General features: G+C 70.4%; 19 protein-coding genes. 8 read left to right on the forward strand and 11 right to left on the reverse strand.

Features of this window, described 5'->3' with window-relative positions:
• Nucleotides 1-37 precede the first annotated feature (37 nt).
• On the forward strand, nucleotides 38-679 hold the full coding sequence (locus AB0C27_RS02430; protein ID WP_357836607.1) for a GntR family transcriptional regulator: 642 nt from the start codon (nucleotides 38-40) through the stop codon (nucleotides 677-679).
• Between the two features lie 89 nt (nucleotides 680-768).
• On the opposite strand, the gene AB0C27_RS02435 is transcribed toward AB0C27_RS02430, so the two are convergent.
• Nucleotides 769-1,572 (reverse strand): DUF1932 domain-containing protein, encoded by an 804-nt coding sequence (locus AB0C27_RS02435; RefSeq protein WP_357836610.1) that lies wholly within the window; start codon nucleotides 1,570-1,572, stop codon nucleotides 769-771.
• A gap of 144 nt (nucleotides 1,573-1,716) precedes the next feature.
• On the opposite strand from AB0C27_RS02435, the gene AB0C27_RS02440 reads away from it, so the two are divergent.
• Genes AB0C27_RS02440 through AB0C27_RS02450 form a run of 3 tightly spaced genes read left to right on the forward strand, consistent with a single transcriptional unit; the run spans nucleotide 1,717 to nucleotide 4,228 of the window.
• A complete protein-coding gene (locus AB0C27_RS02440; protein WP_357836613.1) occupies nucleotides 1,717-2,460 on the forward strand; it encodes a PIG-L deacetylase family protein in 744 nt (247 codons plus the stop codon).
• Nucleotides 2,457-3,155 carry a 4-carboxy-4-hydroxy-2-oxoadipate aldolase/oxaloacetate decarboxylase gene (locus tag AB0C27_RS02445; RefSeq protein WP_357836617.1) on the forward strand — a complete coding sequence of 233 codons (699 nt, stop codon included), beginning with the start codon at nucleotides 2,457-2,459 and terminating at the stop codon, nucleotides 3,153-3,155. Before AB0C27_RS02440 ends, AB0C27_RS02445 begins: the two co-directional genes overlap by 4 nt.
• A complete protein-coding gene (locus AB0C27_RS02450; protein WP_357836620.1) occupies nucleotides 3,155-4,228 on the forward strand; it encodes a 4-oxalomesaconate tautomerase in 1,074 nt (357 codons plus the stop codon). Before AB0C27_RS02445 ends, AB0C27_RS02450 begins: the two co-directional genes overlap by 1 nt.
• A 24-nt stretch (nucleotides 4,229-4,252) precedes the next feature.
• Here AB0C27_RS02450 and AB0C27_RS02455 read toward each other — a convergent pair whose 3' ends face one another.
• From AB0C27_RS02455 to AB0C27_RS02475, 5 genes are all read right to left on the reverse strand, one after another.
• The gene (locus AB0C27_RS02455) at nucleotides 4,253-4,669 is read right to left on the reverse strand and encodes a cupin domain-containing protein (protein ID WP_357836623.1); all 417 of its coding nucleotides are present in this window, start codon (nucleotides 4,667-4,669) and stop codon (nucleotides 4,253-4,255) included.
• Between the two features lie 11 nt (nucleotides 4,670-4,680).
• The gene (locus AB0C27_RS02460) at nucleotides 4,681-5,235 is read right to left on the reverse strand and encodes a phosphoenolpyruvate hydrolase family protein (RefSeq protein ID WP_357836626.1); all 555 of its coding nucleotides are present in this window, start codon (nucleotides 5,233-5,235) and stop codon (nucleotides 4,681-4,683) included.
• Between the two features lie 147 nt (nucleotides 5,236-5,382).
• On the reverse strand, nucleotides 5,383-6,510 hold the full coding sequence (locus tag AB0C27_RS02465) for an RNA-guided endonuclease TnpB family protein (RefSeq protein ID WP_357836629.1): 1,128 nt from the start codon (nucleotides 6,508-6,510) through the stop codon (nucleotides 5,383-5,385).
• Nucleotides 6,511-6,520: 10 nt separating this feature from the next.
• Nucleotides 6,521-6,796: a hypothetical protein gene (locus AB0C27_RS02470; RefSeq protein WP_357836632.1), complete on the reverse strand. Its 276-nt coding sequence runs from the start codon at nucleotides 6,794-6,796 to the stop codon at nucleotides 6,521-6,523.
• 88 nt (nucleotides 6,797-6,884) lie between these two features.
• Nucleotides 6,885-7,535, reverse strand: coding sequence for an XRE family transcriptional regulator (locus tag AB0C27_RS02475; RefSeq protein ID WP_357836635.1), 651 nt, complete (start codon nucleotides 7,533-7,535; stop codon nucleotides 6,885-6,887).
• Nucleotides 7,536-7,659: 124 nt separating this feature from the next.
• Between AB0C27_RS02475 and AB0C27_RS02480 the strand changes: the two genes are divergently transcribed.
• The 3 genes from AB0C27_RS02480 to AB0C27_RS02490 all read left to right on the forward strand — a co-directional run bounded on the left by AB0C27_RS02480 (nucleotide 7,660) and on the right by AB0C27_RS02490 (nucleotide 11,911).
• Nucleotides 7,660-9,123 (forward strand): NCS1 family nucleobase:cation symporter-1, encoded by a 1,464-nt coding sequence (locus AB0C27_RS02480; protein WP_357836638.1) that lies wholly within the window; start codon nucleotides 7,660-7,662, stop codon nucleotides 9,121-9,123.
• Entirely contained in the window at nucleotides 9,120-9,848 is a 729-nt protein-coding gene (locus tag AB0C27_RS02485; protein ID WP_357836641.1) for an aspartate/glutamate racemase family protein, read from the forward strand. The genes AB0C27_RS02480 and AB0C27_RS02485 overlap by 4 nt, the downstream gene beginning before the upstream one ends.
• Before the next feature lie 107 nt (nucleotides 9,849-9,955).
• Entirely contained in the window at nucleotides 9,956-11,911 is a 1,956-nt protein-coding gene (locus AB0C27_RS02490) for a glycosyl hydrolase family 18 protein (protein ID WP_357836644.1), read from the forward strand.
• Between the two features lie 203 nt (nucleotides 11,912-12,114).
• Here AB0C27_RS02490 and AB0C27_RS02495 read toward each other — a convergent pair whose 3' ends face one another.
• A complete protein-coding gene (locus AB0C27_RS02495) occupies nucleotides 12,115-12,960 on the reverse strand; it encodes an aldo/keto reductase (protein WP_357836647.1) in 846 nt (281 codons plus the stop codon).
• A gap of 145 nt (nucleotides 12,961-13,105) precedes the next feature.
• Here AB0C27_RS02495 and AB0C27_RS02500 point away from each other — a divergent pair, with 145 nt between their 5' ends.
• Nucleotides 13,106-14,671 (forward strand): M28 family metallopeptidase, encoded by a 1,566-nt coding sequence (locus tag AB0C27_RS02500; RefSeq protein WP_357836649.1) that lies wholly within the window; start codon nucleotides 13,106-13,108, stop codon nucleotides 14,669-14,671.
• A 65-nt stretch (nucleotides 14,672-14,736) separates the two neighbouring features.
• On the opposite strand, the gene AB0C27_RS02505 is transcribed toward AB0C27_RS02500, so the two are convergent.
• Genes AB0C27_RS02505 through AB0C27_RS02520 form a run of 4 tightly spaced genes read right to left on the reverse strand, consistent with a single transcriptional unit; the run spans nucleotide 14,737 to nucleotide 19,097 of the window.
• Nucleotides 14,737-16,107: a sulfatase-like hydrolase/transferase gene (locus AB0C27_RS02505; protein WP_357836652.1), complete on the reverse strand. Its 1,371-nt coding sequence runs from the start codon at nucleotides 16,105-16,107 to the stop codon at nucleotides 14,737-14,739.
• 22 nt (nucleotides 16,108-16,129) lie between these two features.
• Nucleotides 16,130-16,936, reverse strand: a complete 807-nt coding sequence (locus AB0C27_RS02510) for a carbohydrate ABC transporter permease (protein WP_357836655.1) — start codon at nucleotides 16,934-16,936, stop codon at nucleotides 16,130-16,132.
• Nucleotides 16,936-17,835, reverse strand: a complete 900-nt coding sequence (locus AB0C27_RS02515; protein ID WP_357836658.1) for a sugar ABC transporter permease — start codon at nucleotides 17,833-17,835, stop codon at nucleotides 16,936-16,938. Before AB0C27_RS02515 ends, AB0C27_RS02510 begins: the two co-directional genes overlap by 1 nt.
• On the reverse strand, nucleotides 17,832-19,097 hold the full coding sequence (locus AB0C27_RS02520) for an extracellular solute-binding protein (protein WP_357836661.1): 1,266 nt from the start codon (nucleotides 19,095-19,097) through the stop codon (nucleotides 17,832-17,834). The genes AB0C27_RS02515 and AB0C27_RS02520 overlap by 4 nt, the downstream gene beginning before the upstream one ends.
• Nucleotides 19,098-19,103 lie beyond the last annotated feature (6 nt).

The raw sequence follows: 19,103 nt of genomic DNA on the forward strand, positions 1-19,103 counted from the left end.
CGAACCAGATCTGTCCGTACGGCACCGGGAGAACGTCGTGACCGCAGGGTCCCCGCAGGAGGAGACACTGACCGACCGGGTCAGGTCGGCCATACTCGAGGGGGACTTCGTGCCCAACCAGCGGCTGGTCGAGGCCGACGTGTGCGAGCAGTTCGGCGCCGCGCGGGCGGCGGTGCGCGAGACGTTCAAGGAGCTCGCGGGGGAAGGTCTCGTCGAGATCCTGCGCAACAAGGGAGCCCGCGTCCGGGCGATCTCGCGGGAGGAGGCCGTCGAGATCACCGAGGTGCGGATGGTGCTGGAGGGCCTGTCCGCGGCCAAGGCCGCCGAACGGGTCACGCCCGAGCAGGCCGCGCGGCTGCGCGAGATCGTGGGCGACATGCGAGAGGCCGTGACGGTCAACGACCTCGACCGCTATTCGGAGCTGAACGCCGCCCTGCACGCCGAGATCCGCGCCATCGCCGGGCACCGCACCTCGGCGGCGATCATCGAACGGCTGGGGGCGCAGGTGGTGCGGCACAAGTTCCGCCTGGCCAGGCAGCCGGGGCGGGCGGCGATCTCGCTGCCGCAGCACGAGCTGATCGTGGCGGCCATCGTGGCCCGCGACCCCGAGGCCGCGCAGACGGCCATGCAGCAGCACCTGCGCAGCGTCACCAAGGCTTTGGAAGCCGGCCCCACCTGACCCCGGCCCCGCAGCCACTCCCGCTGAGCGCCCCTTCGGGGAAGGCGCACCACCTCGGAGACGCCGCCCGGCGGGACCGCCGGCAGCCGTTACGGTGTCTTGTCCGGGGTGGGTGGGACGCCGGTGCGGGTGGCGTGGTCGAGGGTGGCGGTGGTGGCCTCGGTCATGGTGGCGGACACCCCGAGCTCCGTCAGCATCCGCGTGGCCGCCTCCATCTCGTGCACCCGCCGCACCCCGTGCTGCCCCGCGCCCTGAAGCAGCCGGACCACGAAGGCCTCGTCGGCGTTCTCGACGGTCTCCAGCAGATGCCCCCAGAACCACTCCCCCAGCCCGGCCGCCTCCGCCGCCCGCCGGGACTCGATGAGCAGGGCGCTGAGCCCTTTCACCAGCACGCTGCGCAGCAGTTTGCGGGCCGCGGCGTCGCCGGGCACGCCGCCGATCGGCGTCACGGCCATGCCGTACGCGCCGGCGAACGCGGCGAACCGCTCCGCCTGCTCCCCGCTGGCCAGGACCGGCGTGGCCAGGCCGCGCAGCGGGATGGGCGCCATGATCGCCCCGTCCACGACGGCCGCGCCGCCCGGCTCCAGCACCTCGGCCAGGCGGCGCTTGTCGCCGGGCGCACCGGTGGACAGGTCGGCGTACAGGGCGCCGGGCTTGAGGTGGGGCAGCGACTCGGTGCCCGCCGTGAGACTGTCGGCCCCGGTGGTGACCGCGATGACGACGTCGGCCCCGCGTACGGCGGCGGCATTGGACGCGACCAGTTCACCGGACGCCGGTCCGCCGGGCGGGCAGGCCGGGTCGTACACGCGCAGCCGGACACGTCCGGCGAGTCCGCCGGCCAGGATGCGGCCGACCTCACCGTAGCCGAGCAGCGCGACCTGAGGGTCCTGCATGGACGTCCTTCCTGATCCGACACTCCTTGTTGTTGACAATATTGTCCATATTCAGCCAAGGCTAGCGGGCGCAGTCGGCGACCGTGCGTGGATTGCGAGCGAAAGTGTTGACAATCTTGCCGATCGGCTTTTAGCGTCGGCTGGGTGACCTCGGCAAAGACCTCATCCCGCACCCTTCTGGTGATCAGTGCCCACGCGGGCGACTTCGTCTGGCGCGCGGGCGGCGCGATAGCCCTCGCCACCAGCCGTGGCGAGCGCGCCAAGGTGGTCTGCCTCAGCTTCGGCGAACGCGGCGAGTCCGCGAAGGCGTGGCGGGCCGGCCGTACGCTCGACGAGATCAAGGCGATCCGCCGCGAGGAGGCGCAGAACGCCGCCGCGGCGCTGGGCGCGGAGATCGAGTTCTTCGACGCCGGCGACTACCCGCTGATCGAGAGCACCGAACTCGTCGACCGGCTCGTCCGCGTCTACCGGGAGCTCGAACCCGACGTGGTGCTGACCCATCCGCTGGCGGACCCGTACAACGGCGACCATCCGGCGGCGGCCCGCATGGCGCTGCAGGCGCGCGTGCTGGCGCAGGCGGCCGGCTACGACGCGCCCGGCGCGCCCCTCGGCGCGCCACCGGTGTTCTTCTTCGAGCCGCACCAGCCCGAGCAGTGCGACTTCAAGCCGGACCTGCTGCTCGACATCACCCCGGCCTTCGACAGGAAGCGCAAGGCCATGGAGTGCCTGCCGGCCCAGCAGCACATGTGGGACTACTACACCGACCTGGCCAAGCGGCGCGGCGTGCAGCTCAAGCGCAACGCGGGGCCCAACCTGGGGCTGGCGCACGACACCATGGGCGAGGCGTACATGCGGCTCTACCCGCAGGTCACGGACGTGCTCGCATGAGGAACGTGGTCGTCACCGGCATCTCGCGGGCGCCCGTCGACCGCATCGACACCCTGGCCGCGTACGGCGTCGCGACCGTGCACGAAGCCCTCGGCCGCACCGGCTACCTCGGCCCCGGGCTGCGTCCCGCCTGGCCGGGCGCGCGGACCGGCGGCAACGCGGTCACCGTGGTGTGCTGGCCGGGCGACAACCTGATGATCCACGTCGCGGTCGAGCAGTGCCAGGAGGGCGACCTCCTGGTCGTCACCACGACGTCGCCGTGCACGGACGGCATGTTCGGCGAGCTGTTCGCGACCGCGCTGCGTCACCGCGGCGTGCGCGGCGTGGTGATCGACGCGGGCGTACGCGACGTGGCGGAGCTGCGGGCGATGGGCTTTCCCGCGTGGAGCTCGGCGGTCAGCGCGCAGGGCACGGTGAAGGCGACGCCGGGCGCGGTCAACGTGCCGGTCACGATCGGCGGGCAGGTCGTCCGGCCCGGCGACGCGATCATCGCCGACGACGACGGGGTGCTCGTGTGTCCCCGGCAGGACCTGGAGCGGGGCATCGAAGCCTCCGCCGCGCGGGCCGCAAAGGAGGCGGCGACGCGGGAGGCGTTCGAGAAGGGCGAACTCGGCCTCGACCGCTACGGGCTGCGCGAACGCCTGCCCGGACTCGGCATCACGTACGTGAGCGCGAAGGAGTACGACGGTGACTGATGACGGCGGTCAATGAGGGTGTGCCCTGCATGTTGATGCGGGGCGGCACCTCGAAGGGCGCCTACGTCCTGGCCTCCGACCTGCCCGCTGACCCGGCCGAGCGCGACGACCTGCTGCTGCGCGCCCTCGGCAGCCCCGACCCGCGCCAGATCGACGGCATCGGCGGGGCGCACCCGCTGACCAGCAAGGTCGCCGTGGTGTCACCGAGCGCCGACCCGTCGGCCGACCTCGACTACCTGTTCCTTCAGGTGGCCGTGGACGAGCCGGTGGTCTCGGCGGCGCAGAACTGCGGCAACCTGCTGGCCGGCGTCGGCCCGTTCGCCGTCGAGCGCGGGCTGGTCACGCCGGGCCGCGAGCACACCGAGGTGCGCATCCGCCTGCTGAACTCCGGCGGCGCGGCCACCGCGAGCTTCCCCACGCCCGGCGGGCGCGTCGACTACCGGGGCGGCACCGCCATCTCCGGCGTGCCGGGGACGGCCGCCGCCGTCGTGCTCGGGTTCGAGGACACGGCCGGCTCGGCCACCGGCGGCCTGCTGCCGACCGGCCGCGAGGTGGACGTGATCGACGGCGTCGAGGTGACGTGCGTCGACAACGGCATGCCGGTCGTGGTCGCGGCGGCTTCGGACCTGGGCATCACCGGGTACGAGCCGCACGAGGAACTGGCCGCCGACGAGGGGCTGCGCGAGCGGGTGCAGTCGCTGCGCCTGCAGGCCGGGAAACTCATGGGGCTCGGTGACGTGACGCGCCGGCCGGTGCCGAAGACCACGCTGGTGGCGCCGCCCAGGGACGGTGGGGCGCTGTGCACCCGTACGTTCATCCCGCTCAGGCCGCACGCGGCGATCGGGGTGCTGGGCGCCATCAGCGTCGTGACGGCGGCGCTGCTTGAGCACGGGGTGGCGCGCCGCCACGCCCGGCTGCCGGCGGGCAGCCGGGTGGACGTCGAGCATCCCACCGGTCATCTGCAGGTGGAGGTGGAGCTCGACCTGTCCACGAGCCCGCCCACGGCGGTGCGGGCCGCGAACGTCCGCACCGCGCGCAAGCTCTTCGACGGCACTCTCTTCCCCCGTTCCTGACCCGGCTCCCGCGCGCGCCGGGGCTTACTTCGCCGGGCCGACCGTCCAGGTGGGGTGCTCGCCGGGGGCCAGTTCGACGAAGTCGGGCAGGTCGCGCAGCGCCTCCTCCTCACCGCCCGGCGTGTACGTGGCGATGATCCGCAGCGGCCGCCAGCCGGTGTTGAACGTCGAGTGCAGCGTCCCCATGGGGATCCAGACGGCGTCACCGGCCTTGACCGGGAACTCCGGGTCGTCTCCGACCGTCTGGCACCCCTCCCCTTCGATGATGTAGAGGATCTCGTCGGAGTGGGGGTGCAGGTGGCGGTCGTGCCCCTTGTTCGGGTTGATCACCACCTCACCCAGCGTGGACGAGGCGCCGGGCACGCTGCCGGGCGTCACGTGCCATTTGATGGAGCCCCAGTCGAAGAGCATCGTGGGGACGGAGTCCGGTTCGCGGTGCATGTGACCCTTTCCTAGGCGGGCAGGCCCTTGAAGGCCCTGAGCTGGTCGGCGATGGCCCGTTCAGCGGGCAGGCGTTCCATCGAGGAGGCGCCGAAGAAGCCGGCGACGCCGGAGGTGCGCTCCTGGATGTAGCGGACGTCGTCGGGCTCGGCGATGGGGCCGCCGTGGCACAGGACGATGACGTCGGGGTTCACCGCGACGGCGGCGTCACGCATCTCCTGGACGCGGACGGCCGACTCGTCGAGGGTCAGCGCGGTCTTGGCGCCGATGCTGCCCTTGGTGGTCAGGCCCATGTGCGGCACCAGGATGTCGGCGCCCGCCCGTGCCATGGCCTCCGCCTGCTCGGCGGTGAACACGTACGGGGCGGTGAGCAGGCCGCGCTCGGCGGCCAGCCGGATCATCTCGATCTCCAGGCCGAACCCCATGCCGGTCTCCTCCAGGTTCGCCCGGAAGACGCCGTCGATGAGGCCGACTGTGGGGAAGTTCTGCACGCCGGCGAAGCCCATGGCGGCCAGCTGGTCGAGGAACTGCGGCATCAGCCCCGCCAGCGAACCGCGCCCGGCCATCCTGAACCGGCCGGAGTTGTAGATGTTGACACCTCCCCCTCTGAAGGAAGGGGATTCCCACGGTCGCCCATGGGCCTTCCTGCTTCACGGCCAGTCGCCCGCCCGAGAGGGGTCTCGTTGAGGTCTTACACCGGCTCCACAGGCGTTTCAGCTCTCCGCCAGCCCGGCGGCGAGCACGTTCCTGGCCGCGTTCACATCCCGGTCATGGGCCGTGCCGCAGGCGCACTGCCACAGCCGGACGTTCAGCGGCATCGTCTCTTGCACGGTGCCGCAGGCCGGGCACAGCTTGCTGGAGGGGAACCAGCGGTCCACCACCACCAGCGTGCGCCCGTACCAAGCGGCCTTGTACTCCAGCATCGACCGCATCTCGCGCCAGCTCGCGTCCGAGACGGCGCGGGCCAGCGACTGATTGCGAAGCATGTTCCGAACAGCCAGGTCTTCCACGGCGATCACTTGATTCTCGCGAACGAGCCGTGTCGTGACCTTGTGCAGATGATCCCTTCTCCGGTCGGTGATCCGCGCGTGAGCGCGGGCCACCTTCAGGCGAGCCTTGGCCCGGTTGGCGCTGCCTTTCTCCTTGCGGGACAGCGCCCGCTGGGCTTTGGCGAGCTTGCGCCGGTCGCGGCGCTCGTGCCGGGGGTTGACGATCTTCTCGCCGGTGGAGAGTGTGGCCAGGGCGGTGATGCCCGCATCCACACCGACGTTCCGCGCGGTAGGAGGCAACGGACTGACGTTCTCCTCCACCAGGATGGACACGAACCAGCGCCCCGCAGCGTCCCGGCTCACGGTCACCGTGGACGGCTCGGCGCCCTCCGGCAGCGGACGCGACCACACGATCGCCAGCGGAGCGTCCATCTTCGCCAGCGTCAATTCGCCCTCGCGCCAGCGGAACGCCGAGCGGGTGTACTCCGCCGACGCCCGCGACTTCTTGCGGGACTTGAACGTCGGGTACTTGGCGCGTTTGGCGAAGAAGTTCGCGAACCCCGCCTGCAGATGCCGCAACGCCTGCTGAAGAGGGACCGACGACACCTCGCACAGAAAGGCGAACTCGCCACTGCGCTTCCACTCGGTGAGCATCGCCGACGACTCGGCGTAGGAGACCCGCTTGCCTTCCAGGTTGTAGGCGCGGGTGCGCTCTTCGAGGGCTTTGTTGTAGACGAGACGGACGCAGCCGAACGTCCGGGCAAGCTGCGAGGCCTGCTCGGAGGTCGGGTAGAAGCGGTATTTGTAGGCCCGCTTGCGGTATTTGTAGGCCCGCTTCACGATCTGCGCCACGCCCTGCATCCTACCAAACGATCAAGGACAATTCGCGCGCTTGTTCGATACGACGGTTCGGCTGGTGGCGAATCATCTGTTCCTGCGCTGCTCCGCAGGGATCCGGTTTCTCCTCCGCCTGAAGGCGGGGGTTTCCTCGGAGGTTTCTGATGATCAGGTCCACGCCGCCGGCCTCGGCCGCCTTGGCCGACAGGCCGGTGGTCTGTCCGGCCGCCATGATCAGGTCACGGACGTGGGCGTACTCGGCGCCCTTGGTGTCGAAGGTCCCCAGCAACAGCACGGCCATGTCCGGCCTCCTCGCGGTCTCGGGTTCTCCGCCACCCTGTGGCCTCCCCCGCCACGCGCGCGGTCACGCCTCCACGTGCGGTCAACGGTCAGCGGGCGTGGACGATGAGCCAGGTCGCGACCGCCGTGACGGTGGCGGAGCGGTTGCCGATGCTGTGCGGCCGGTCGCACGGGAACGTGATCGAGTCGCCCACCCCCAGGGTGACCACCTCCGACTCGAACTCGATCGTCAGCTCCCCCGCCGTGACCGTCCCGACCTCGTAGCCCTCGTGCCGCAGGAAGCTCCCGTGGGCGGTGGAGACCGCGTGCGGCGGGTACGTGGACTCGAAGAACTCGACATCCGGCGTCGCCCCGGGCGACAGCCGGCGGAACGTCACCCCGCCGCCGAGCACGATCGGCGCCACCTCCCCGGCCCGCCGCACGGCCAGACCGGGCACGGACCCGGACCCTGAAACAGCGGCACCCGAAAAAGCGGACCCCGATACAGCGGCACCCGAGCCAGCGGACCCCAAGGCGGGCTCGTGCTCGTCGAAGACGGCCGACAGCGGCACGCCGATGGCGGCCGTGTAGGCGATCAGCCGGCTGACGGACGGCCGCATCGTCCCGCGCTCGATCTGCGACACCGCGCTGGCCGAGATGCCCAGCTCACGGGCCACCGCCCGCAGCGACTTGCCCGACCCGGCGCGCAGCTCGCGCAGCCGCCGGCCGAGATGTTCGCCGCCGAGCGCTTCCAGGTCCATGGGCCCCCATCGCCAACTGTTAACACGGACGCAATCAGCGCCCGGGTGTCCGGGCATACATTCGACCTAAGTGTTAAGCCATCACTTAACACTCCGGCGAACCCACCCCCCAAGGATGCCGCAGATGACACAACCCGCCACCACCACGTCCCCGCCGTCCTACGACCCCCGGCTCACCAACGAGGACCTGGCCCCGCTGAAGAAGCAGAGCTGGTCGTCGTACAACATCTTCGCCTTCTGGATGTCCGACGTGCACAGTGTCGGCGGCTACGTGACCGCGGGCAGCCTGTTCGCGCTCGGCCTGGCCAGCTGGCAGGTGCTGTTCGCGCTGCTCGCGGGCATCGTCATCGTCAACGTCTTCTGCAACCTGGTGGCCAAGCCGAGCCAGGTGACCGGGGTGCCGTACCCGGTGATCAACCGCGCCGTCTTCGGCGTGCTGGGCGCGAACATCCCGGCCATCGTGCGCGGCGCCATCGCGATCGCCTGGTACGGCGTGCAGACGTACCTGGCCTCGCAGTCGCTCATCATCATCTTCCTGAAGTTCTGGCCCGCCACCGCGGCGCTGAACGAGCCGACCTTCCTCGGCCTGTCCGTGCTCGGCTACATCTGCTACGCCATCCTGTGGGTGGCGCAGGCGGCGGTGTTCTGGCGCGGCATGGACGCGATCAGGCGCTTCGTGGACTGGGCCGGACCCGCCGTGTACGTGGTCATGCTCGTGCTGGCCGGCTACCTGGTCAGCCAGGCGGGCTGGGAGAACATCAGCCTGGACCTGTCGCAGGGCGACAGCCTCGGCTTCGCCGAGTCGATCCCCGTGATGCTGAGCGCCATCGCCCTGGTGGTGTCGTACTTCTCGGGGCCGATGCTCAACTTCGGCGACTTCTCCCGGTACGGGCGCAGCTTCGAGGCCGTCAAGCGGGGCAACTTCCTCGGCCTGCCGATCAACTTCCTGTTCTTCTCCCTGCTCACGGTGATCACGGCGTCGGCCACGGTGCCGGTCTTCGGTGAGCTGATCACCGACCCGATCCACACCGTGCAGCGCATCGACACGCCGTTCGCGATCCTGCTCGGCGGCCTGACGTTCGTCGTCGCGACCGTGGGCATCAACATCGTGGCGAACTTCATCTCACCGGCCTTCGACTTCTCCAACGTCAGCCCGCAGCGGATCAGCTGGCGTACCGGCGGGATGATCGCGGCGGTCGGCTCGGTGCTGCTCACGCCGTGGAACTGGTACGGCAACCCCGACGCCATCCACTACACGCTCGGCCTGCTGGGCGCGCTGATCGGGCCGCTGTTCGGCATCCTGATCGCCGGCTACTACGTCTGCGCCCGGCAGCGGGTGTCGGTGGACGAGCTGTTCACGATGGACCCGGGCGGGCGCTACTGGTTCAGCCGCGGCTACAACCCCAACGCGATCTGGGCCACGGTCGCGAGCGGCGGGCCCGCCATCGCGTCGGTGCTGGTGCCGAAGCTGATCACGGCGGTGGACGTGACCTGGATCGCCGACTACAGCTGGTTCATCGGCTGCGGGCTGGGCTTCGCGGCCATGATCGTCCTGGAGCGCCGCAACCCCAGGATCACCGCCGCATGACGCACCTCAAAGTGATCAACCCGAACACCGCCCTGGCCATGACCGACGCGATCGGTCGTTGCGCCAGGGCGGTGGCGTCCCCGGGGACCACCGTGACGGCCGTCAGTCCCTCCATGGGCCCGGAGTCGATCGAGAGTCACTACGACGAGGCGCTGGCGGTGCCGGGAGTGCTGGCGGAGGTGGCGGCGGGCGAGCGGGAGGGCGTGGACGCGTACGTCATCGCCTGCTTCGGCGACCCCGGCCTCGACGCCGCCAGGGAGCTGGCCACCGGGCCTGTGCTCGGGATCGCCGAGGCCGCCATGCACGCCGCCACCATGCTCGGCCGCGGCTTCAGCGTGGTGACGACCCTGTCCAGGACCATGGGCCGGGCCTGGGACCTGGCCCACCGCTACGGCTTCGCCACCGCCTGCAAGGGCGTGCACGCCTGCGACATCCCGGTCCTCGACCTGGAGCATCCCGACGCCCGCGCGGCGGTGATCCGGCTCTGCGCCGAGGCGGTCGAGCGGGACGGCAGCGATGCGGTGGTGCTGGGGTGCGCGGGCATGGCCGACTTCTGCGCCGAGGTGTCGCGGGCGACGTCGGTACCGGTGATCGACGGCGTGAGCGCGGCCACCCGGTTCGCCGAGTCGCTGGTGGCGCTCGGCCTGCGGACCAGCACGCGCGGCGAGTACGCGCCCCCGCCTCCGAAGCGATACTCCGGCTTACTACGCGACTTCACATATTGACGGCATCCCAGACAGGAACTACGGTCGGTCTCATAACTTAAAGGAAACTTTCCTAATAGTTGGCATCCTTCACCCCCTCACACCCCCCAACCGGATGTCGGAGCGTCATGAGACACAAGATCCTGAGCAAGCTCCTCGCGGTGCTGGCGGCGCTGGCACTTCCCCTCACGGCCCTGGCCGCCGCGCCGCCGCAGGCGCTGGCCTCCGCCCAGGCCGTCTTCGCCGACTGGGCGGCGTGGACGGCCTACTCGGCGGGCACGCGCGTCACGTACAACGGCGTCGAGTACGAGTGCGTCCAGAGCCACACCTCCCAGCCCGGCTGGGAGCCCCCGAACGTCCCGGCCCTGTGGCGGCCCACAGGCGGCGGAGGCGGCGACACCACGGCGCCGTCCGTGCCCGGTAACCTGCGCTCGACGGGCGTCACCAACAACAGCGTGGCCCTGGCCTGGAACGCCTCCACCGACAACGTCGCCGTCACCGGCTACGAGGTCTACCGAGGCGGCACCCTCGTCACCACCGTCACCGGCACCACCTACACCAACACCGGCCTGAACGCCGGCACCGCCTACACCTTCACCGTCCGCGCCCGCGACGCCGCCGGCAACCGCTCCGGCGAAAGCAACAGCGTCAGCGCCACCACCACAGGCGGCGGAGGCGGCGACACCACGGCGCCGTCCGTGCCCGGTAACCTGCGCTCGACGGGCGTCACCAACAACAGCGTGGCCCTGGCCTGGAACGCCTCCACCGACAACGTCGCCGTCACCGGCTACGAGGTCTACCGAGGCGGCACCCTCGTCACCACCGTCACCGGCACCACCTACACCAACACCGGCCTGAACGCCGGCACCGCCTACACCTTCACCGTCCGCGCCCGCGACGCCGCCGGCAACCGCTCCGGCGAAAGCAACAGCGTCAACGCCACCACCACGGGCGGCGGAGGCGGCGGGGGCAACAAGGTCCTCGGCTACTTCGTGCAGTGGGGCGTCTACCAGCGCGGCTACCACGTCAAGAACATCGACACCAGCGGCTCGGCGGCCAAGCTCACCCACATCAACTACGCCTTCGGCAACGTGCAGAACGGCCAGTGCACGATCGGCGACAGCTACGCCGACTACGACCGCTTCTACCAGGCGAACGAGAGCGTGGACGGCGTCGCCGACACCTGGGACGCGGGCGCGCTGCGCGGCAGCTTCAACCAGCTGCGCAAGCTCAAGCAGAAGTACCCCCACCTGAAGGTGCTGTTCTCCTTCGGCGGCTGGACCTGGTCCGGCGGCTTCGGCCAGGCGGCCCAGAACCCGGCGGCCTTCGCCAACTCCTGCTACAACCTGCTGGAGGACCCGCGCTGGGCGGACGTGTTCGACGGCATCGACATCGACTGGGAGTACCCGAACGCCTGCGGCCTGACCTGCGACAGCAGCGGCCCGGCCGCGTTCAGGAACGTCATGTCGGCGCTGCGCTCGCGCTTCGGCTCCAACTACCTGGTCACCGCCGCGATCACCGCCGACGGCACGAACGGCGGCAAGATCGACGCGGCCGACTACGGCGGCGCGGCGCAGTACCTCGACTGGTACAACGTCATGACTTATGACTACTTCGGGGCTTTCGCCCCGCAGGGCCCGACGGCTCCGCACTCGCCGCTGACCTCCTACAACGGCATCCCGACCCCGAACTTCCACTCCGACGCCGCGATCCAGAAGCTCAAGAGCAAGGGCGTGCCGGCCAGCAAGCTGCTGCTCGGGATCGGCTTCTACGGCCGCGGCTGGGCCGGGGTCTCACAGGCTGCGCCGGGCGGCTCGGCCTCCGGGCCGGCACCGGGTACGTGGGAGCAGGGCATCGAGGACTACAAGGTGCTCAAGACGCGCTGCCCGGCCACCGGCACGGTCGGCGGGACGGCGTACGCGTACTGCGGCAACCAGTGGTGGAGCTACGACACGCCGGCCACCATCGGCGGCAAGATGAGCTACTCGAAGAACCAGGGCCTCGGCGGCGCGTTCTTCTGGGAGCTCAGCGGCGACACCACGAACGCCGAACTGCTCACGGCCATGAAGAACGGCCTGGGCTGACCGGATGTACCGTTCGGCCGGCCACGAGCCGGCCGAACGGCGGCACCGGCTGACCCGGCCGACCAGCCCACCGGCTGATCGGCCGGCCGGCCGGTCGCGGGATCGGCCGACCAAGCGATCGGCCGATCCCTATACGGGCCGGCCCTCCGTCCGGGGAGGGCCGGCCCGCCCAGCCGAGCCCGCCCGAGCCCGCCCGAGCCCGCTCAGCCCAGCTCGCGCAGGTGCTCGTCCGTCAGGGTCACGGTCGAGGCGCCCAGGTTCTCCTCCAGGTGCGCGATCGACGAGGTGCCGGGGATCGGCGCGACCACCGGCGACCGGGCCAGCAGCCAGGCCAGCGCGACCTGCGAAGGCGTCGCCCCCACGGCCTTGGCGACATGCTCGACGGGGCTGCCGGACCCGGCCAGCGCCCCCTTGGCGACGGGGCTGTAGGGGATGAACACGAGCCCCTCCCGCTCGCAGTGCTCCAGCACGTCCTCGGAGTCGCGCAGGGTGAGGTTGTAGCGGTTCTGGACGCTGGCGATGCCGACGACGCGCCGCGCCCGTTCCAGCACCTCGACGGTCACCTCCGACAGCCCGATGTCGGCGATCTTGCCTTCGTCGCGCAGCGCCTTCAGCTCGCCCACCTGGTCCTCCAGCGGCACTTGCGGGTCCACGCGGTGCAGCTGCAGCAGGCCGAGCCGCTCGGCGCCGAGCCGGCGCAGGCTCATCTCGACCTCCTGCCGCAGGTACTCGGGCCGCCCCACCGGATGCCACTGGCCCGGCCCCGTGCGCACGAACCCGGCCTTCGTCGCGATCAGCAGGTCCTCCGGGTACGGGTGCAGCGCCTCGCGGATGAGCTCCTCGTTGACGTAGGGCCCGTACGAGTCGGCGGTGTCGATGAAGTTCACGCCCAGCTCGACCACCCGGCGCAGCACCCTGACGGCCTCGTCGTGATCACGCGGCGGCCCCCAGACGCCGGGCCCGGTGAGGCTCATGGCCCCGTAGCCGAGGCGGTGCACGGTCTTGCCGCCGAGGGCGACAGTGCCGGTGGACGAGAGGGAGATGGACATGCGGTTCCCCGTTTCGAGTGCGACGTTCCAGGTCCGTGATGCAACGGATACGCGGTCAATCTTCCCTATCACCCCGCGGATGAATACGTTTCGGGAGCACGTGCGCATTTTGACCCGATTCACCGTCCACGTTCGAGGAGCAAGCATGCGTTCCCGCTTACGCAAGGGCGTGCTCGGCGCCGTCACCGCCGCCGCCGTGGCCCTGTCGCCCCTGGCCATCGCCTCCCCCGCCGACGCCCGCGTGCCTGGGCATGGGCCCGGACACGGGCCCATGGACGCCGTGGACAAGCTGGTCAAGGCGGTCTCCGGCAAGAACGTCAAGAAGCACCTGAAGGCGTTCCAGGCCATCGCCTCCGCGAACGACAACACCCGTGTCTCCGGGACGCGCGGCTTCGACCGGTCCCGCGACTATGTGGCCGGCAAACTGCGCCACGCCGGGTACGACGTGACGATCCAGCCCTTCGAGTTCACCTTCGAGGGCTACATCACGCCGCCCGTGCTGCAGAAGACGAACGGGACGCCCAAGTCCTACACGTACGGGTTCTTCAGCGACTACGTCGCGATGGTGGACTCGCCCGCCGGTGGCGTCACCGGCACCGTCCAGGGCGTGGACCTCGTGCTGCCGCCTGGGGCGCCGAACTCCTCGACCTCGGGGTGCGAGGCGAGCGACTTCGCCGGGTTCACCGCCGGCAACGTCGCGCTCATGCAGCGCGGCACCTGCAACTTCCGCGTCAAGGTGGACAACGCCATGGCCGCCGGCGCCTCCGCCGCCATCGTCTTCAACGAGGGGCAGGAGGGCCGTACGGAGGTCGACCTCAACCCGACGCTGGGCGGGCCCGGCGTGACGATCCCGTCGTTCTTCACCAGCTTCGCCGTCGGCCAGGAACTGGCCGCGGCCGGCAGCACGGTCAAGATGAACTGGGACCCGATCGTGGAGACCAGGACCACCTACAACGTGATCGCGCAGAGCAGGAAGGGCGACCCTAACAACGTCGTCATGCTCGGCGCGCACCTGGACAGCGTCCAGGAGGGGCCCGGCATCAACGACAACGGCTCGGGCAGCGCCGGCACCCTGGAGGTCGCGCTGCAGATGGCCAAGATCAAGCCGAAGAACCAGCTGCGCTTCGCCTTCTGGGGCGCCGAGGAGTTCGGCCTGCTCGGCTCGCAGCACTACGTGGACTCGCTGACGCAGGAGCAGCGGGACAAGATCACGTTGTACCTGAACTTCGACATGATCGGCTCGCCCAACTACACGTTCGGCATCTACGACGGCGACGGTGACGCCTTCGGCACCGCCGGGCCGCCCGGATCCGACGTGATCGAGGAAGACTTCGAGAAGTTCTTCGCCAGGCGCGGGCAGCCCTTCACGGCGACGGCGTTCACCGGGCGCTCCGACTACGGGCCGTTCATCGCGGTCGGCATCCCGTCGGGCGGTCTGTTCACCGGGGCCGAGGTGCGCAAGACCGAAGAGGAGGCGGCGATCTTCGGCGGCACGGCCGGCATCCCGCTCGACCCCTGCTACCACAGCTCCTGCGACACGATCAAGAACATCAACGACAAGGCGCTGGACGTGAACTCCGACGCCATCGCGACCCTAGCGGGCCGCTACGCCTTCGACACCGGCACGATCGGCATCACCCCGCCGGCGCCGACGGCACGCAGCGGCGACGCCCGGGCCCACACCCACGGGCCCGCGATCTCCGCGAGCTGACCCCCGGCTGCCCCGCGCCTCCCCCATCCGGAGGCGCGGGGCGGCTCCCCCCAGCGGTGCGGCTGTCAGGGGCGGGGCTGGTGGCCGTAGCGGACCGGTTTCGGGCCGCGCAGCCGTACCTCGGGATCGGGCATCGCCTGCTCCCGCCCCGCCCGCACCACGGCCGGCTCGACGACCGGCTCGGCCTCCCCCGCCGCCACGATCCGCCGCACCAGCCGCTCGCGCAGCCCGGCCGCGACCTCGGCGTGCGAGCCGTACCCCGCCAGGTTGACCAGCTCGTACGGATCATGCTCCAGGTCGTAGAGCGCCTGCTCGCGATACCGATCGGCGGCAGGGACGTCCCACGGGTCGGCGCCCTCGGCCACGGCGTAGTACTTCCACCGCGACGTACGGATGCCGCGCCCCACCTCCGACTCGCTCACCTGGAAGAAGACCTCCTCGGGCCAGTCCGCGCGGGAGTCGCGCACCAGCGGCAGGAACGAGCGGCCCTGCATCTCCTCGGGCACGTCAAGCCCGGCGGCGTCCAGCAGCGTCGGCGGCAGGTCGAGCGTGCTGACCGGCCGGCCGATCGCGCCGCCGCCGTCGAAGCCGGGCCCGCGCAGCGCCAGCGGCACCCGCAGGGAGGCGTCGTGGCAGGAGCGCTTGTACTCGCCGTTGCGGGTCTTGAAGTGGTTGCCGTGGTCGGAGGTGTAGGCCACGATCGTGTCGTCCAGCAGGTCCATGCTGCGCAGCGCGTCGAGCAGCCGGCCGAGCCCTTCGTCCAGGCGTTTGACCTGACCCAGGTAGCCGCCCATGTGCCGGTGCGCGGTGCCGCCGAGCGCGGCCAGGTCCGGCGGCATCCAGCGGCCCTGGTAGCGCTCCTCGTAGCCGTCGGGGGCCGGGTAGTCGTCCGTCTCGTTCTGGTGGTGCGGCTCCAGCAGCGACAGGAAGAGGAAGAACGGCTCGGCGGCATGATCAGCGTGGTCGGCGACGAACCGCACGGCCGCGTCGAACAGCGCGTCGGAGCGGTAGCCGGGTAGCAGGACGGGCTCGTTCGCCTCGTCGTAGACGATCGTCCGGTAGGCGTCGGAGGTGTGCTCAAGCGCGTTGGCGCCGAGCCACGACCGGTAGCCGCCGCGCCGCTCCTCGGGCACCGGCTCGGTGCCGGCCAGGTGCCACTTGCCGATGTAGCCGGTGGCGTAGCCGGCCGCGCCGAAGTGGTGCGCCAGCGTGCGCTCCTCCGGCGGCAGGACGCGGCCGTTGCGGTGCACGCCCGTCGTGGTCGGGTAGCGGCCGGTCTGCAGGGCCGCGCGGGCGGGCGCGCACACCGGCTGCGGGGTGATCGCCACCGTGGCCTGGGTGCCGTGCCTGGCCATCCGGTCGAGGTTCGGGGTGAAGGGACCGACGGTGTCCCACCGCTGCTGGTCGGTGAAGACGACGATCACGTTCGGACGCAAGAGTGAAAGCTCCTTGTGTGGGTTACTTGAGGCCGGTCAGGGCGATGCCGCGGACGAAGTAGCGCTGGGTCAGGACGAACAGGACGGCCGTGGGAACGAAGAGGATCACCGAGCCGGCCGCCGTGAGGTGCCACAGCGTGAAGTACTCCTGGTTGAACAGAGTGAGCCCGACCGGGATGGTGCGCATCTCGGGCGTGCTGGTGGCGACCAGCGGCCAGAGGAACTCGTTCCACTGGAAGACGAACGTGAACAGCCCGAGCACGGCGAGGGCCGGCCGCGTCTGCGGCAGGATGACACTGCGGTAGATCCGCAGCTCGGAGGCGCCGTCGATGCGGGCCGCGCTGATCAGGTCGTCGGGGATGGGCTGGATGAACTGCCGCATCAGGAAGATGCCGAACGCGTCCATGAGGAACGGCGTGATCAGCCCCTGGTACGTGTCGAGCCACCCCAGGTTGGCCATCAGCACGTACAGCGGGATCATCCGCACGAAGAACGGCACCATCAGCGTGGCCAGCAGCGCCACGAACAACGTGTTGCGCAGCGGGAAGCGGAACTTGGCGAAGACGTACCCGACGAGCGGGTCGAACAGCAGGTGCGCCAGCGTGATGCAGCCGGCCACGACGAGGCTGTTGACGATGAAGTTCCCGAACGGCGCGCGGACGAACAGCTCGGCGTAGTTGCCCCACTGCGGCGAGTCCGGCCACAGGACGGCGTCGGCCGACAGCGTCTCGGCCTCCGTCTGGAGCGACAGCGAGACCATGTAGAGCAGCGGCAGCACCGTGGCCAGGCAGGCCAGGCCGAGCAGGGTGTAGAGCAGCGGCCTGCGCATCAGTACGTGACCTCCCCGCGCCGCCCCGCCCTGAGCTGGATCAGGGTGAACGCCACGATCACGATCAGCAGCAGCACCGACTGCGCCGAGGAGTAGCCGAAGTCCCTGGTACGGAAGGCGACGTTGAAGATGTGGAAGACCGACAGGTCGGTGGCGTCGCCCGGCCCGCCGCCGGTGATGATGTACGCCTGCCCGAACGCCTGCAGCCCCGAGATGACCGCCATCACCGACACGAACAGCGTGGTCGGGGCGAGCAGCGGCAGCGTGATCCGCCAGAAGCGGCGCCAGGCGTCGGCCCCGTCGATCTTGGCGGCCTCGTGGTAGGTCTCGGGGATGCCCTGCAGCCCGGCCAGGAACAGCACCATCGTGTAGCCGACGCTCTGCCAGAGGGTGACGGCGGCGATCGTGAGCAGCGGCGCGGTGTTGAGCCAGGCCTGTCCCGGCAGCCCCATCGCGCCCAGCACCCGGTTCAGCACGCCGAGGTCGGGGTCGAGGATGTTGCGCCACAGCAGGCCGACGATGGCCACCGAGGTCAGGTACGGCACCAGCAGCAGCACCCGGAGCACCACCCGGCCCCTGAGCGGCTGGTCGATCGCCATGGCCAGGGCCAGCCCGAGCACGATCGACCCGATCACCACCAACACCGCGAAACCGGCCGTGATCAGGAACGAGTGCCGGACGGCCGGATCGGACAGGGCCTGACCGTAGTTGCCCAGACCCGCCCACTGGTCGGCCATCGGGCCCGTGCGGAAGCCGGTGGCCACCACGTTGCCGATCGGCAGGTAGAAGAAGGCGGCGAAGAACAGGATCGCGGGCAGCAGGAACAGGTAGGCGGTCCTGGCGTACCGGCCCTGCAACGTGCGGGGCGTTGCAAGGCTTCGCAGGGTGCGGGGGCTCACTTCAGGAAGCCCTCGGCGTTCGCGGCGAACCTGCGCAGCGTCTCGTCCGCCGGCCGGTTCTGGATGAGCACCTGCTGGTACATGACCTTCAGCTCCTCCTCCCATTTGCCCAGCTTGCCGGTCAGGCGTACCTGCTGGGAGGAGTCCTTGGCGCCCGGGAGCGCGTCGGCGAAGACCTTGAGCGCCGCGTCCGAGCGCACCTCGGGCAGCTCGGCCCAGGAGACGCGCGGCATGAGCATGCCGGTCTCCTTGGTGGCGGCCCGTTCGACGTCGAGGGTGGTGATGCGCTTGATGAAGTCCCACGACAGGTCGGGCCTGGTCGCCTTGGCCGGCACGAACATGCTGACCCCGGCCGCCTGCGTGGCCGCCACCTTGTGCTTGAGCGGCGGCGCGACGCCCAGGTCGATGTCCGGGCTGGTCTTCCTGATCGGCTCCAGGTCCCAGGGGCCGGTGAGGATCATGGCGGCGCGCCCGGCGGAGAACAGCTTCTGCGGGCCCGAGTAGTCGGTGCCCGACACCGGCACGGGGGCGACCTTGTGCTTGTGCACCAGGTCGGCCTGGAACTGCAGGGCGGCGACCGCGTCCTCGATCGGGGTCATCACCTTGCCGGTCTGCGGGTCGTACGGGGTGACGCCGGCCTGCACCATCCACGGCCACAGGTAGGTGTAGTCCTGGTTGAGCGCGACGCCGTGGACGCCGTCCTTGGTCAGTTTCTTGGCCGCGTCGAGGAACTCCTCCCAGGTGGCGGGCACCTCCACGCCCGCGTCGCGGAGCATCGCCTTGTTGTAGAGCAGCGTGTTGCAGGTCAGGTGCAGCTGCACCCCGTACACCTTGCCCTGGTAGGAGTTGCGCTCGACCGTCACCGGCTGCCAGTCCGAGGGGAAGCCCATCGCCGCGCCGTCGCGGTCGACGTAGTCCTGCAGCGAGCGGGCGTTGCCCGAGACGGCGAACTCCTGCACCCACCCGCCGGGCTCCTCCACCAGGTCGGGAACGGTCCCGGAGGCGAAGTCGGCCAGCAGCCTGGTCCGCAGGTCGGGCCACTGGTACTTCTGCAGGTTGACCTTGACCTTGTTGGCCTGCTCGAACTCGGCGATCATCTTGCGGTAGGCCTGGTAGTCGTGGCCGGCGTTCCAGTAGACGGTGAAGGTGCCGGGGGCGGCGCTCTGCGTGGTGGGCGCTCCCGCGCAGGACGCCAGCACCGGCACGGCGGCGGCCGCCCCGGCGAGACGGAACAGGTCACGGCGTGAGGGGTGGGAATGCATCTCGGG

This window comes from Nonomuraea sp. NPDC048882, assembly GCF_040649755.1.
GTDB lineage: Bacteria > Actinomycetota > Actinomycetes > Streptosporangiales > Streptosporangiaceae > Nonomuraea > Nonomuraea maheshkhaliensis.

What these genes read in the sequence shown, in the direction of transcription:
- AB0C27_RS02460 (WP_357836626.1), bottom strand. Translation starts at nt 5,235, where the DNA reads ATGGCCGGGCGCGGTTCGCTGGCGGGGCTGATGCCGCAGTTCCTCGAC.
- AB0C27_RS02445 (WP_357836617.1), top strand. Translation starts at nt 2,457, where the DNA reads ATGAGGAACGTGGTCGTCACCGGCATCTCGCGGGCGCCCGTCGACCGC.
- AB0C27_RS02475 (WP_357836635.1), bottom strand. Translation starts at nt 7,535, where the DNA reads ATGGACCTGGAAGCGCTCGGCGGCGAACATCTCGGCCGGCGGCTGCGC.
- AB0C27_RS02490 (WP_357836644.1), top strand. Translation starts at nt 9,956, where the DNA reads ATGAGACACAAGATCCTGAGCAAGCTCCTCGCGGTGCTGGCGGCGCTG.
- AB0C27_RS02450 (WP_357836620.1), top strand. Translation starts at nt 3,155, where the DNA reads ATGACGGCGGTCAATGAGGGTGTGCCCTGCATGTTGATGCGGGGCGGC.
- AB0C27_RS02495 (WP_357836647.1), bottom strand. Translation starts at nt 12,960, where the DNA reads ATGTCCATCTCCCTCTCGTCCACCGGCACTGTCGCCCTCGGCGGCAAG.
- AB0C27_RS02470 (WP_357836632.1), bottom strand. Translation starts at nt 6,796, where the DNA reads ATGGCCGTGCTGTTGCTGGGGACCTTCGACACCAAGGGCGCCGAGTAC.
- AB0C27_RS02480 (WP_357836638.1), top strand. Translation starts at nt 7,660, where the DNA reads ATGACACAACCCGCCACCACCACGTCCCCGCCGTCCTACGACCCCCGG.
- AB0C27_RS02485 (WP_357836641.1), top strand. Translation starts at nt 9,120, where the DNA reads ATGACGCACCTCAAAGTGATCAACCCGAACACCGCCCTGGCCATGACC.
- AB0C27_RS02455 (WP_357836623.1), bottom strand. Translation starts at nt 4,669, where the DNA reads ATGCACCGCGAACCGGACTCCGTCCCCACGATGCTCTTCGACTGGGGC.
- AB0C27_RS02510 (WP_357836655.1), bottom strand. Translation starts at nt 16,936, where the DNA reads ATGCGCAGGCCGCTGCTCTACACCCTGCTCGGCCTGGCCTGCCTGGCC.
- AB0C27_RS02520 (WP_357836661.1), bottom strand. Translation starts at nt 19,097, where the DNA reads ATGCATTCCCACCCCTCACGCCGTGACCTGTTCCGTCTCGCCGGGGCG.
- AB0C27_RS02500 (WP_357836649.1), top strand. Translation starts at nt 13,106, where the DNA reads ATGCGTTCCCGCTTACGCAAGGGCGTGCTCGGCGCCGTCACCGCCGCC.
- AB0C27_RS02435 (WP_357836610.1), bottom strand. Translation starts at nt 1,572, where the DNA reads ATGCAGGACCCTCAGGTCGCGCTGCTCGGCTACGGTGAGGTCGGCCGC.